The sequence below is a fragment of the Micromonospora sp. NPDC007230 genome (assembly GCF_042869115.1).
In the GTDB taxonomy this organism is placed as follows: domain Bacteria; phylum Actinomycetota; class Actinomycetes; order Mycobacteriales; family Micromonosporaceae; genus Micromonospora.
Window position 1 is genome coordinate 1 of the sequence record NZ_JBIAFE010000053.1, and the last position, 14,418, is coordinate 14,418.

Consider the following 14,418-nt stretch of genomic DNA (forward strand, 5'->3'; position numbering starts at 1 on the left):
CCGAATTCGACACTCAGATGATCACCGATGAGCTGCGAGCCCTTCACGCTCGGGCCGGCTCCAGCAGCGAACCCCGCTCAACTTCGAAGAGCCGTTATGACGCCTGCGGCCAGTACCCGCGACAGGCCGATCTCCTCGCCGCTGCTCAGCTTGAGCACGTACACGGTAACGGCCGCGTCTGGGGACACCTCGCCTCGATCTGCCTCTGCCTGCTTCCGAACCGCCCAGGACAAGGGCACCGCAACGATCCCGGTACACAGCTGGTGCTTATGTTGGATGCTGGGGTCGATCTCGGCGTCGCTGCGTACCGACAGGGCGATGCCCGGGGTTCCCTGCTGTTCGGATCGAGGATTAGTGGGTGACGTGAACGTGATCCTCATGTTTGACTGAGGTCTATGCGAGCGGGGGAAGCGCGGCTGGCAATCGACTGCGGCAGCGCGAGCACTACCGCGGTGGTGGCATGGCCCGACGGCAGATGGCTGCCGCTGATGTTCGACGGCGAGCCCGCCCTGCCCAGCGCGGTACTGCTCAGTGGGGACGGGAACGTGCTGACGGGCCACCAGGCGTGGCAGGGCGCCGCCACCGACCCACAGCGGTTCATCCCGGCCCCGCGGCAGTCTCCAGAGCAGCAGCTCACCGTCGCCGACGTGGCCGTTGACCCCCTCGATCTGGTCGCCGCCACGCTGCGGCGGGTCGCCGGGGAGGCGCAGCGGGTCGTCGGGTCGGTGGTGGAGGATGTGCGGCTGGTGGTGCCGGCCGGGTGGGGGCCGCGGCGGCGGACATGGATGCGGCACGCCGCTCACCGGGCAGGCCTGCCCCAACCCCGCCTCATCGAAGCCCCCGTGGCGGTGGCCGGTCACCTTGTCGCGGCGGGGGTGCAGCTGCCGGTCGGGTCGTTCATCGTGGTCTGCGATGTCGGCGCCGGAGCGGAGGTCAGCGTCCTGCGGCGCGGCCCGGCCGGGTTCGAGGTGCTCGCCACCCTCGCGGACCCGGCCGCTGGCGGCACCGCTATTGACGAAGCTCTCGCTGCCACGCTCGACGAGGGCAGCCCGGCAGATGGCGACGGTCAACGGTGGGCCCTGCTCGCCAGCGTCGGCGTTGCGAAACAGGCCCTGGCCGACCGGGTCGCGGTGACCGTTCCACTGCCCCAGGGCTCCGCGGTGGTGCTCAACACCGGCCTGCTGGAACAAGCCGCCCACCCGGTCCTGCACCGCGTCGCCCAGTTGACGACAGAAACGATCGCCGCGGCAGAGATCAACGCCACCGACCTCGCCGGTGTCTACTGCGTCGGCGGAGTCGCCCGGATGCCGCTGCTGGAAAAGGCACTCACCGAGACCGCCTCTGTCACCCCGACCCTGGTCCCAGACCCTGCCACCGTGGCAGTACGGGGCGCCGCGGATGCGGGTGCCGCGGACGCAGCGGCGGTAGGCCCACCGGTCGAGGTGCCGGTGCCGCCGGTGCGGCGGGCGGTGGCCATCGCGGTGCCGGGATTGGCGTCGCTTGCCCTGATCTGGCAGTACTTCCTCACCGCGGAGTACAACAACGGCAGCAGAATACTGCGGGGATATCACTACTGGGTGCTCTTGAACTGGGGCGAGTTGGCCATGGCGGCCGTGCTCGCCCTGCTGGCGTGCCTGGCAGCGGGAACCGTCCTCGGCTCCCTCATCGCCGTCCACAGCCCCACGTCGGAAATCAGATCGGAAGGTGGGAAGGTCAGCGTCGGGATCCTCGCCGCGGTGTCCCTCGGAGTCGCGGTCGCCGGCCTGTACGCGGTGGTCGCCAGCCAGTACTTCAGGCTGCCGATGGGTGGGTTCCTGCGCTGGGCGTTGTGGCCGATCACCCCGATTGTGCTGATGGCCGTAGCCGTGGCGGTGGTCGCCGCCCGCCAGTGGCGGGCGCCGCACGGTGGCTGGTCCGCGCTGCTGACAGTGCCGACCGGTTCCGTAATCACCGCCACCGCGGGCATGCTGCTGATCCAGTACTCGCTGACCGCCGCCCGGCGGCCGCATCTGGTGCTGTGGATCGACATCGCCGGCCGCATCGGTGGCCTCCTGCTCGGCGTGGGTGTGGTCATGGCGCTGGTGACACCGCTGGTGTTCCGCCTGATCCTCGCCACGCCGCTCGCGCTGATCGCCGCCGCGATCGTCAGCTGGCAGGCCTCTGGCATTCTCGCGGTCTTCTACGCCATCGCCGTGGCGGTATGGTGGGCGGCCCGGTTGTGGACCCGCATCGTCCGCCCCGCCACCCCCACACCATCCAGGCAGGCACAGGTAGCAATGCCGGCAGTTGATCCGCCGCCACGTGGGGGTGGGTGAGATTGCGGTGGCCGCGACAGGTGCTGTCGCTGCTGTTCGTTCTCCTGCTCCTGGTCGGCCCGCCGGTGGTGTTGCTGTTCGTCGTCGGCCCGCCGATGCGTGGGTGGCCGGACGGGCAGCAGGTCCGGGCGTGGGTGGAGCAGCCGCTGACCGAGCAGACCCTGGCAGCCGCGTTGACCGTCGCGGCGTGGCTCGTGTGGCTTGTGCTGGCCTACACGGTCACCGTCCGGGCCCTGGCTCGCCTCCGCGCCGGGGCCGCCTGGCTGCGCCGCATGCCCCTACCCACGCCCCTGCAGGCCACGGCAAGCGGAATGGCCGGAGCGGCAGTCCTCACCGTCAGCGCCAACACGGCGACCGCCGCGCCGCCGGAACCTGCCCTCCCCATCGCCGCTGGCACCCTCGATAGCCGACACGACACCGCCCACCTCGACCCCTACAGCAGCCGCAGCGATGACGGAGTGGCGGTGTCCGGCGGCTGGCTGCCCCGGGAGGTCGCCGACCAGGTTGCCGCTGCCGCAGCCCTCGTCTGGCTACGCCGCCGCCTCGCCTACCAGCCCCGACAGCCCGGCCCTCCCGCACGCGCGGATCCGGACCTGGCCCCGCTACCCGCGACCGCCACCGCCGTGCAAGCCGCCCTCGCCGAGCACCCCCCGACACCGCAGCCAGGCGACGCCACCCCGGACGGTGACGGATCCTCCGGTGCGGTGCCGACCCTCGTCTCCGGTCTTCCAGCCCCGCTTGTGGGGCTCAACGGACCGGGCGCCGCGGCCGCGGCCCGGGGCCTGCTGGTCACCGCCCTGCTGCCCGCACGCCGCCACCCGGCGATGTCGCTCGTCGTCACCCGCACCGCCCTCGCCGGCCTGCTCGGCGCCGCCGCCGAGGAACTACGTCGGCACCTGCCACGGCTGCACGTCGTTTCCAGCGTCGACGAGGCGGTGCAGGCAATTGATTCCCGAACTCGAGGCCACGACCGCCACGGGCTAGACGAGTCACGCCGGGGCGACGACCCGCCGGACGCCCGGGCGGCCGTTGTCCTGATCCTCGACGAACCACCGTCCGGCGCGGTCGCGCAGCGGGTGGCCGTCCTGCCGCCTGCCGCCGCGACCGTCGTGGTGTTGGGCGGGTGGCCAACCGCCGCGACATGGCAGGTCGACGCGACGGGCCACACCCACGACCCGGACCGGCCCGAGTGGCGCGGACCACGGCTGTGCGTCCTCGACGCGCAGGCGGCCATCGACCTGCTCACCGTGATCGCCCACACCGACCCACCATCCGACCAGCCCGCACCGAATCCCACCCCACACGCCGTGCAGCGATCCCGCCCCAGGGTGCCGCGGCAGGCAACCGGACAGGACCCCCGTCCCCGACCCGCTGACCCCGGCCACCGCCTCGAGCTGCGGGTCCTGGGCAACCCGATGCTGGCCTTCGGCGGTGAGCCGATCGTCATCCGCCGCACCGCAGCCATGCAGGCCCTCGTGTTCCTCGCCGCCCACCCCGACGGGGCGGACAGCCGCGACCTCGTCGACGCAATCTGGCCGGGCCTGCCCCGACACTCGCTCACCGGCCGCCTCTACACGACACTCAGCGAGCTGCGCGGCACCGTCCGGGCCGCCTGCGGGCTAGCGATTGTCGACCACACCGATGACCGCTACCGCCTCAACCCTGACCACCTGGACGTGGACCTGTGGCGCTTCGACGCCGCAGTCCAGCACGCCGCCACCGCCGTCACCAACACCACGATCGCGTGGCAGGCGATCATCGACGCCTACCCCGGCGACCTCGCCGCCGGCCGCCCATGGCCGTGGCTAGACCCGGTCCGAGAAGCCACCCGCCGACACGTCATCGACGCCCACATGGCCCTCGCCGCCGCCGCATCCGACCCCCACCACGCCCTGGCCCTGCTGCAACAAGGCATCCGCGTCGACCCCTACAACGCCGACCTGCACGTGCGCGCGATGAACGTCCTCGCGGCCCTCGGCGACCACGACGCGGCCGCCGAACTGCACGACAGCTACACCCGCCGCCTCACCGAGGCAGGCCTCGAACCCGGCAACGAGCTCAGAGAAACGGCCGCATCGCTGAGCAACCGCGCCGTTCCAGGCCGATAACACCAACCTGTTCACCGCCAAAACCGTTGGCGCACCGGTCACCTCACACCCGCCGACGGTCAGCCCCCCGTGTGACACGAAGGACCCTGACCTGCGGGTGTCAGGTTGTGTGAGGCGCTGTGAGGTCCTGTCAGCCAGCAAGCCGCGACGGCGGCCGCCCGGCCGCCATAGCGTCGACTCGCATCAGCACCCGGCACGCGGCACCCCAGCACGACGTCACTCGCCGCCCAGCCCTGGTGACCACAATCGACAGGCAGGAGGCAGCGATGAGAACCCGAACGGCGTCGGCAGCCACGACGACGGCCTGTGCACTTCTGCTCGCGGTCGTACCGGCCGTGCTCATTCACCTCGCCGCCTCGACTGACCTAGACGGGCCGTGGACGGCCACGCTCCAGGAATGGATCCAGCAGCCCCTGACCGCCGGTTTCCTCGCCGTCCTCGCGTACATCGCGGCATGGCTGCTGTGGGCGCTGCTCGCCACCGCCGTCACCGGCCACGCCTACACCCAGCTCACACGGATGCTGCGATGGCTGCCGGCGCTGCACCTACCGGGACCCCTGCGAAGCCTCACCGCCGCCATCCTGGGTGTCACCGCCATCAGCGCCAGCGCCGTCCCCGCGCACGCCGCCGGCACCCCCACCGTCACCACCTCGGACGAGGCCGTCCACCCGCCCCGACCGGCAGGCGCCGTCACCCCCACACCTCACGCCGCTGACCGCTCGCCCGGCACCTCCCGACCCGAAGGCGAAGCTCCCAACACCTACACAGTCCGGCACGGTGACACGCTGTCCGGCATCGCTCAGCGGTGTCTCGGCGACGCGGACCGGTGGCGCGACATCTTCGCCGTCAACCGCGGCACCCACTTCAAGACTGGGGGGACGCTGCGCGACCCAGACCTGATCTATCCCGGCTGGACCCTCCAGTTGCCCACCACCGCCCGGGACCCGCACCAGGCCACGCCGCCCGCTCAGAAGACATCCCCGACGCGACCCGAACCACGTAAGCCGCAATCCGACGCGACCCCGCCGCCGGCCTACCCCGCGCCCGCCACCACCGCACAACCTGCCCCGCCACCGGAATCGCCCTCGACCGCCACTGGCACACCCCGTGATGACGCGGCCGTCTCGCCCACCCCTACGGCGTCCCGTCCGGCGTCTGCAACCACCCCAGAGGGCCGAGGCGAGCAACGCCATGCGCGGGGGGTGCCTCTGCCGACCGGCAGCTGGGTCGACCTCGGCCTCGCCGTGCCCATCGCCGCCGCCGTCGCCCTGGTATGGGCGCACCGCCGACGCCGCTACGTGCCCCGCAAGCCCTCAACATCGCCCCGCATGGATGACCCAGACCTGGCGCCCATGCCCCGCGTGGTCAACCAGATCCGCCGCAACCTGAGACTCGCTGCCGCCCAGCCCGACGAGGCGGGCCACGACGCCAACAACGTGCACCAAGGCGCCATCGACGCCCACGATCCCGCCGACCCCAGCGGCAGCCCCGACGAGGACAATGCCGACGGCGAACATCGTTCGCCTGACCTGGACCATGCCCGCGACGACGGTCAAGCCCTGCCGGTAGCGCCAGCCCTCGCGCACCCGCTGTCGGCGGTATGGCCGCCAGCCGGTCTAGGGCTGACCGGACCCGGAGCAGACGCCGCCGCCCGCGGGTTCCTCACCGCGGCCCTGGCCACCGGCGGCGCGGACCACCCCGACGCCCGCACCCAGGTGATCATGCCATCGACGACCGCAGCAGCCCTGCTGGGCGCCGCCACCATCAACCTGCCCCACACACCGAGACTGACCATCACCGCCGGCCTCGACGAAGCCCTCGAGATCCTGGAAGCGCAGGCCCTGCACCGCACCCGACTGCTCTACCAGCACGAGGTAGACACCGTCACCGAACTACGCGCCGCCGACCCCTACGAAGAACCCGTCGCACCGGTCATGCTGCTCGCCGACACCACCAGCCGCCACGAACGCTCCCGTATCGCCGCCCTGCTCACCCAGGGCCAACGCCTGGACATCCACGGCGTACTGCTCGGCGCCTGGCCCGAAGGCAACACCGTCCACGTCGCCGCCGACGGCACCACCACCCCAGCCGCCGACGAAGCCCCGCTGGGCTCCCACCCCGCAGACGTCGGCCGCCTTACGGTGCTCAACCCGACCGAGACCACCGATCTCCTCGCGACCCTCGCCGAATCCCACACCGGGCAGCCGCCCGCACCCGCCCCCACCGAAGCCCCACCCACCCACGCCCAGCCCGCACCACCCTTGCAGAGCACCACGGAGCCAACACCTCCAGAGGCCAACCGCACCGATCGGCGACGCACCGACGAGCAGGACGCGGCCGCGGCATCCCCCATTACGGCCTCCACGGCCGGCCCCGAACCGGGCCCCATCGCTGCGGAAAGCCCCACCGCCATCGAGCGAGCCAGCCCGGCGACGGACCGCACCCCGACCAGCGGCGGCGACACCATCCCGACAGAACCCGACACATTCAGCCGCAGCGGCCAGCCCCCAGCCGTCGTCGAACCGTCCCGGTCCGACACACCAGCCATCGACCCCCCGCAGGCACCCACGCCACCGTCGCAGCCCGACCAGGTCAAGGTGACAGTGCTCGGCCCGCCCGGCATCATCGACGCCGATCCGCAGCGAAACCTACGCGCGAAGTCCCTGGAACTGCTGGTGTACCTGGCGGTGCGCGACGGCAGCGCCTCCGTCGAAGCGATCCTGGACGACCTGCTGCCCGACGCCCCCGCCAGCAAAGCAGTCCACCGCCTACACACCTACGTCTCGGACCTCCGCGCCGTGCTACGCCACAACGCCGGACCCGGCAACTACCTCACCCACCCCCACCACCGCTACCAACTCAACCCCGACCGATTCAACATCGACCTATGGCGCATGCGCGCCGCGATCCGCGCCGCCGACACCGCCGCATCCCCACCCGAACGCATCCAGGCGCTACGCCGCGCCGTCACCGCCTACCGCCCCCTCGCCGACGGCTGCGAATACGAATGGCTCGAGCCCTACCGGCAGGCCGTACGCCAAGAAGCCCTCGACGCCACCATCGCCCTCATCGAGGAACTCACCGACCAGCCCGCAGCCCAGACCGCCGTCCTCGACACCGCCCTGCAACAGCACCCCTACACCGAAACCCTCTACCAGGCCGCGATGCGCGCCCACGCCCGCCTCGGCCACCTCGACACCATCCGCGCGCTGCGCCGCACCCTGACCCGACACCTCGCCGAGATCGACACCGAACCCGCCGACGACACCCTCACCCTGGCCGACAAGCTCATCACCGACCTACGCCAACCCCAACGCCGCACCAGCCCCACCGACAGGCCAGCCGCATGAGCGCAACACTGGACACCACACCGGCCGGCCACGCCGCCAGCGGCAAACATCTGCACCGACTGCGGTGGGCGGTACGCGCCACCCTCACCCTCGGCGTCGCCGCCTCCGTCGCCGCGAACGTCCTACACGCCCGACCGAACCCGATCAGCCAGATCATCGCCGCATGGCCACCCCTGGCATTGCTCCTCACCGTCGAACTGATCTCCCGCGTCCCCCACCACCGCCGTGCCCTGGGCGTCATCCGCATCACCGCCACCGCCGTCATCGCCGCCATCGCCACCTGGTGGGGTCGGGTCAGGGCGCGGTGCCGGCCTTTCGGTCCGGTCGTCTCCCTGACCCGCCCGCCCGAACCGGACGTGCGCGTCTCCGCGCATCCGGCTCTCCACGAGCACATGCCGTCAGGTCACATGCTGGTCGTGGCCGCCGGTTGATGCCATCTGTCCCACGGGGTGGGGATCTTCGTCCCGCGGTAGCGGTAGCGGTTGATCGCCACCTTCTGCGGGTCGAACAGGGTGATCCCCTCGTGCGTCGGTTTCCATCCAGGCAGGTACCGACGGATCAGGTGCTTCCACGGCACCCCGTCGTGGCGTTTGCGTATCCACCCGAGCACCCGCCGCCAGGCGTAGCGGGACAGGTAGCCGAAGGTGGCATTCGAGACGCCATGACGGAAGTAGTTGCACCAACCGGCAAGCGTCGGGTTCAACGCTTGCAGCAGGTCGGACAGATGTGCGTATGCTGTTCGTCGGGTGATCGTCCGCACCTTGCCGACGATCGAGGCCAGGGCCTTCTTCGCCGGGTAGGTGTAGACGTACCGTTTGTTCGATCCCTGCTGTCGCCGGCGCTGGATGTGCCAGCCGAGGAAGTCGAACCCCTCGTCCAGGTGGACCACCTGCGTCTTCGGCCCGGACAGGCGAAGCCCGATCCGCGCCAACACCGCAGCGACGTCATCCCGAAGCTCCTCGGCGTGCTCACGCCCGCCGGCCACCATGACGACGAAGTCGTCGGCGTAGCGCACCAGCCGCCAGTTGCAGCGGCCGGTGCGGAGCCGGTTGTGCCGACGCCACGGGCTGCCCATCTCGCTCTGCCACGCCTGCACGAACCAGTCGTCGAGCGCGGACAGGGCGATGTTGGCCAGCAGCGGTGACAGGATGCCCCCTTGCGGCGTGCCGGTGCTCGTTTCCTGGTAGCCGGTATCGGCGCTGAGCACCCCGGCTTTCAGGAACGCCTTGACCAACGCCAGCACCCGCTTGTCTCCGACCCGTCGACGCACCCGGTCCATCAGGGCCGCGTGGTCGATGGTGTCGAAGCACGCCTCGATGTCCGCTTCCAGCACCCACTCGTAGCCCTTGGCGCCGAAGTGGCGGATCTCAGCGATAGCGTCGTGCGTGCGCCGTCGAGGCCGGAACCCGTAGGAGCACGGGCGGAACCCGGCCTCGAAGATCGGCTCCAGCACCAGCTTCAGGGCGGCCTGGACCACCCTGTCCCGAACGGTCGGAATCCCCAGCCGGCGCAGCCTGCCGCCGGATTTCGGAATCATCCGCTCCCGCACGGGCAACGGGGTGAACACACCGGCCTTCACGTCGGCGCGCAGTTCAGCGAGGAACGGCTCCTCGCCGCGCAGCACCCGGATGTAATGGGCGGTCTGCCCGTCCACTCCGGCAGTGCGTGCACCCTTGTTCGTCCGCACCCGCTCCCACGCGACCATCAAGAACGCGGGATCGGTGACGAGGTTGAACAGATCATCGAACCGGCGGGCCTCATCCTCGCCCGCCCATCGGTGCAGCTTCGCCTGGATCTCCAGTACCCGCCGCTCCGCCTGCCCCAACTCGGGCCACACGGACGGCGACGCGTCAGTATTCACCGGCGGCCTCCTGGCATTCCAGCATCTCGGCTGCGTACTCGCTGTCGCCCTTCGCCCTGTGGCCGGCTTTCCCGACCTCCGACTACTACGGCGACTCCGCCCCCGGCCGGGACCGTCAGCTGACGGTGCGCCTGCCCCACCGGCACGGCCTGGCTGGCCGACAGGCGGGGCGGTCCCGGACGGGTTCCCACGTTCACCACACGATCGTTCGTCGGGTTAGGTGCCCAGCTCTGCCCCTGCGACCTCGCCACGGCTACGCCGCAGACCTTCACCGTGGCCTCCCCGCCAGCCAATACCAAACCCGCCAGGGAGTTACCCGACACCGAACCGGTGTCGGGATACGCGCCGCAACCCAGCCCACATCCGCCAGGTTCGAGCTGGTGCCTAGTCTTGAGAGGCTTTACACGCTGGTTCCTCACGTACACCTTCCCGACTCGCTCGCCGGACCCGAGCCGTCTGGCAGTGCCAGCCCGTCCCGGCTTTGTCAGGGCCGCTTCCCACCCACACCCGGCACCCCCCGGGGCAGGCTGCCCTCAGCTACACCGCCCTGCTGCGACAGGAACGGCGGTGGTGGTCTTTCACCTCCACTCGATCGTGCAGCGCCTCGTGGCGCACGGTTTCGTACTGGCATCTCGTCGGAGTCGCCGCCCGCTACGGCGAAACCGATGCCGGCGCCGCCTACCTGCTGCCCATCTCCGTTGACGGCCTCGTCATCGTCGCCAGCGTCAGCCTCGTCGAACTCACCGCCAGGATCCGCGCCACCACCCAAGAACGAGGCATGCCATCGGCTTCCACGACGCCCACCGCATCCACACGCCCATCCGAACCAGGTCCGGTGCCAGAAGCCATCGACAACCTCACCGCCGAGCCGGCGCGGCCACCTACCCCTCTTACCGGCAAACGCCACCGACACCACCCCCAGGCCGACAACACCGGCGGCACACCCACCACGGCCAACCAGCCTCGACCGCGTACCCGCACCCGTGAAAACGACACGCGGGAGGTGATGCGGACGAGCGACACCCGACCGATGCCACCCGGCGACGGCAGCCCCACGGACGAGCCGCCGGATCCCTCAGATGACAGGCCGCCAGACAAAGTGCCCTCGGACACCGCCGCCGCAGTGGCCTACTGGCACCATCGCGACCCCGACCTTCACCCCGCCCAGATCGCCGAGCGGATCGGCCGGTCCGAACGCACCGTCCGCCGCCACTGGCCACCACCACCACCACCCAGCAGCCCACCGCACATCAACGGTCACCTCGCCGACAGCCTCCGCCAGTGAACCCGCCGTCCTGTGTCGCCCGTGGCTTGATGACCACGGACAGCACCGCACAGCGCGACCCAGGACCCGTTTCTGCCTCGAGGCTCGGCGCGAGCGGCACGTGGAACCGTCCGATCGTCAGGCAGACTCGCTGATCAACCGGCAGGGCCGGGCCGAACCGCGGCCTTGCGCTGGCTATGACGGACGAGATGGGCTCCACCGGGACGGCCATAACTGGCCCCACCACGAGCTGACTGGTCGCTGCTCTCGGCTACCGAACGTAGTCAGCGCTGGTGCTCACCTAGCGGCGATTGGTGCCGACCCGCGCATTGTCTGCGGCATGAGAGGGCGCTGCTCCTCTAGGGACAGCCGTAGTGGCCGGAGATTCAAACGCCACACGCTGGCATCCGCCCGGCAATCAGAAAAGTGCGATACAACGCAATTAGCCGATTCGACCGTATTGGCGTAGAATTACATAGCGCGCCCCAGGAGCCGGGAGCTGACTGTCTCGGCCCAATGCACTCCTTGTTGTAGGGTCGACCATGGGCAAGCGCGGTAATCCATGGTGGGCGGAGGCGGGAATGACGAATTCGACGAGGCTGGCGAATGTTAAGCCTGATGTTCGACCTCAGGTGGGCAGTGACAGTCTGGCCGCCGATCTCGCCAACGCACTTGCCGGACTCTTTGAAATTAATAGCTACAAAAAGTTCCGTGCCTTTAACGGCAACTATGTAAGCATGTATGCGAAGCCGACGAAAACCGTTAGCGGGTCGCTTGATATCGAGCGAGAGGTGTTTCTCCTGATCGCTAACTATTCGAGCCTTCACGCGCGCACATTATCCGTCTGCCAGCAGGCTATAGCAGCTGAGCAGCCGCGCCTCCAGCCGAACTTGGTAGTGATCTTGCATGCCGACCCAGAAGGCGACGAACACCTACGTGCTTGGGGTAGGGAACTTGGACTTACAGTACTGCCCATCTTTCGTCCATCGGGTGGCGCGATGCCACCTGCCGGCGTAGTTCGCCAGCGACTGGCGAGAGAACTGTTTGCGACAGACAGCTTCCAGGTTACCGGACCGGTAAGCGACGATAATGATTTCTTCGGCCGACGTGAGCAGGCGGTCGATCTTGTTCGCCAGCTTCAAGCGGGTAGGATTTCGGCAATATTCGGGTTGCGTAAAGTCGGCAAGACGTCGATGATTAATCGAGTAATCGACCTCGCGAGAAAATCAGGGTCGCCAAGGGTTGCGATGGTCGATTGCTCGATCCGACGGTTTAACGAAATGAATTCCCAAGAAGCCTTGAAGGCGCTGGCAAGAGTTTCTCGCCTGGCCGTCCAGCAGGGCTACGCCCATATTAGCCAAACGCTCCATCGAGCCGACAATGACCTAATGACCACCTTCGAGAGTCTCTGGTCAACTAGGTCCGGATCATCGCTCCTAGTAATACTCGACGAAATCGACTATATCACACCAGACTCGCCAACGAGCCCGCACTGGAAGACCGAGTTCAACGAGCTCTGGCGAGAGTTTCGCGCGCTTGTTCAGGAGGCAAAGCGGCATGACTTTAATCTCAGCCTCCTGGTCAGCGGAGTTAGTAGCCAAAGGTTCAGGGTTGCCGAGATCGAAGGCGTCGAGAACTCTGTCCTCCACTTTGTTCCTGAAGATTACCTTAGCCCATTCGAACCGGGCGCCGCCGACGCAATGCTGAAAACACTATCTCGACGTTGCGGGCTTCAGCTAACGCCTGAAGGAAGAGCGATCGTTAGTTCGACGGCCGCCTACATGCCGTATTGGATCAGGATGGCCGGGTCTTACGTGCACAGGCATGTAGGCATTGATGGCAGGCCTGTTGAATTGGACACAGATGTTCTTCGGGAACTTTGTCAAGAGTTTGCTGCCACCGAAGGTGCCGAGATTGCGCGGGTTGCTCTGCAGAACTTGAGACGCGTTGACAAGCCAATGTTTGACGTGCTTCTCGAATGCGCCCGGAGCGGGTCATTCCCACTTGGCCAGGCTAGGCCGCTACTTCGATATGGTCTCGCTCGCCAAAGAGGTAATGAGATCATCGTCGAAAGTGACATGGTCCGAAAAGGCCTGCTACTCCTTGAGCAGTCGGACGAGGTTCCGTCCGACAACAGCGGCGGAGCAGTGCGCCGAGGCCTTGATCTTGATGAGAGTGAATGGGCTGAGGAATTGGCATCGATCGCACGGCGACGGAATCTCCTTGAGCGCAAGGCGCGCGAGTTCATTCGGGTTGTCCTGAAGATGAGCCTTCCAGCGGAACGACCATGGACGGCCGCAGTAACGGCATCTCTGGATGCGCGGCGGCGAGATGAATGCGCCGGTCTGACGCCCGACGCGTTGATGAGCAAACTATATTGGATCGAGCTTAGTTCGATCATCGCGCGAGAATGGCCAATATTCCAGCGATTTTTCCAAGACAAGCGTCGGCTACAAACTGCATTCCAATTGCTGAACGAACGGCCAGACGCTCACGCCAAGGACGTTGACCTTGCGGATGTCGCCCTTCAGCGAAAAGAGTTGACCTGGCTTGAAGAGCGAATCGCTCAATAGGCTGGGTCGAGCGCAAGCCATCCCTGTAACGGAGGGCCCGCCGAGGATGGGTGTGACCACTCAAGTAGAGATCACCTTTCGCGGTTCGTCTCACTTTAGCGCAGCCAGTCACTCTTATCGGCAGATCCGGGAGCTGATCGGAACTCGTCATGACGTTCCGTAGCGCGCTGATCGCGGCTATGACAGTGCATTCAATCTTGGGTGACGGCTGACGTTGGCGAGCAATGAGGTGAGCCGAGGTCACTACCGTGGCGTGCATGGAATCGCCCACTCGAGCACTGCCCATGTCGGATCTGCAGGCCCTGTTCGGCGTGTTGGTGACCGTCCACGGTCACCTCATGGCCGACGAGCTCCCGCCGGACCTGGTGCGCCGTCTGCTCAGCCGCCTCACCGACCACGGACCGTTGCCTGACGGCGCCTCGGCCGGCGAAATGAATGCCTTGCTGGCCGATCTGTGCCAACGCATGCATTGGGCGATGTCGGAAGAGTACGGCGACTATCCCGAGCCGTCGCCGCGGCGAACCACCTACTACCTTGACCTCCCAAACGAGCCCGAAACCCTGGCCGCATGCATCGCGAGCTTGACCGACCTCGGCGGCCAGACCAGCGAGCAATCGTTCGAGCGACCTGTCCCTCCGAGTCGGCGACACATCGCCGCAGCATTCCCCGACCTGCCGCCCGACCCGGCCCATCATGCCCGGGTGGCGCAGCTGACAGCCCTCGCACGCCGATACGGAGGCCGCTACGCAGGCTTCGGCACCTGACCTGCACCACCCGGCAGCGCACCAACGGCGGCAGATGAGTACGCCGGGTGCATTGTTGTTTACAGTCCCGTATGGTTTGGCTAAGGGGCGTCTCGTAACCCCGACGTCTGTCCGCTAAGGACGATCATCGAGGATGCTTGGGTGCAGGTGATCTCCGCAGCCCGGCCCGAGTGGATCTTTCCG

The 14,418-nt window shown here is 68.0% G+C and carries 8 protein-coding genes and 2 pseudogenes; 9 read left to right on the forward strand and 1 reads right to left on the reverse strand.

Annotated features, from left to right (window positions below; all coding sequences use genetic code 11):
- The 5 genes and pseudogenes from ACFYML_RS35960 to ACFYML_RS35980 all read left to right on the forward strand — a co-directional run.
- On the forward strand, positions 1-362 hold a 362-nt coding region (locus tag ACFYML_RS35960), incomplete at its 5' end, for a hypothetical protein (protein WP_387424902.1).
- A 33-nt stretch (positions 363-395) separates the two neighbouring features.
- A complete protein-coding gene (locus tag ACFYML_RS35965; protein ID WP_387424903.1) occupies positions 396-2,315 on the forward strand; it encodes an Hsp70 family protein in 1,920 nt (639 codons plus the stop codon).
- Entirely contained in the window at positions 2,312-4,423 is a 2,112-nt protein-coding gene (locus ACFYML_RS35970) for a BTAD domain-containing putative transcriptional regulator (RefSeq protein ID WP_387424904.1), read from the forward strand. Before ACFYML_RS35965 ends, ACFYML_RS35970 begins: the two co-directional genes overlap by 4 nt.
- Positions 4,424-4,689: 266 nt before the next feature.
- Positions 4,690-7,773 carry a BTAD domain-containing putative transcriptional regulator gene (locus ACFYML_RS35975; protein WP_387424905.1) on the forward strand — a complete coding sequence of 1,028 codons (3,084 nt, stop codon included), beginning with the start codon at positions 4,690-4,692 and terminating at the stop codon, positions 7,771-7,773.
- Positions 7,770-8,057: pseudogene (locus tag ACFYML_RS35980) on the forward strand (hypothetical protein); the annotation flags it as partial. The gene ACFYML_RS35975 and the pseudogene ACFYML_RS35980, both read left to right, overlap by 4 nt.
- A gap of 119 nt (positions 8,058-8,176) precedes the next feature.
- On the opposite strand, the gene ltrA reads toward ACFYML_RS35980, so the two are convergent.
- Positions 8,177-9,634 carry a group II intron reverse transcriptase/maturase gene (gene ltrA / locus ACFYML_RS35985; RefSeq protein WP_387424906.1) on the reverse strand — a complete coding sequence of 486 codons (1,458 nt, stop codon included), beginning with the start codon at positions 9,632-9,634 and terminating at the stop codon, positions 8,177-8,179.
- A 481-nt stretch (positions 9,635-10,115) separates the two neighbouring features.
- Here ltrA and ACFYML_RS35990 point away from each other — a divergent pair.
- The 4 genes and pseudogenes from ACFYML_RS35990 to ACFYML_RS36005 all read left to right on the forward strand — a co-directional run.
- Positions 10,116-10,355 (forward strand): annotated as a pseudogene (locus tag ACFYML_RS35990) (DUF2637 domain-containing protein); the annotation flags it as partial.
- Positions 10,356-10,757: 402 nt separating this feature from the next.
- A complete protein-coding gene (locus tag ACFYML_RS35995; RefSeq protein ID WP_387424909.1) occupies positions 10,758-10,919 on the forward strand; it encodes a hypothetical protein in 162 nt (53 codons plus the stop codon).
- Between the two features lie 521 nt (positions 10,920-11,440).
- Positions 11,441-13,471, forward strand: coding sequence for a hypothetical protein (locus ACFYML_RS36000; RefSeq protein WP_387424907.1), 2,031 nt, complete (start codon positions 11,441-11,443; stop codon positions 13,469-13,471).
- A 257-nt stretch (positions 13,472-13,728) separates the two neighbouring features.
- Positions 13,729-14,235: a hypothetical protein gene (locus ACFYML_RS36005; RefSeq protein ID WP_387424908.1), complete on the forward strand. Its 507-nt coding sequence runs from the start codon at positions 13,729-13,731 to the stop codon at positions 14,233-14,235.
- Positions 14,236-14,418: the final 183 nt, after the last annotated feature.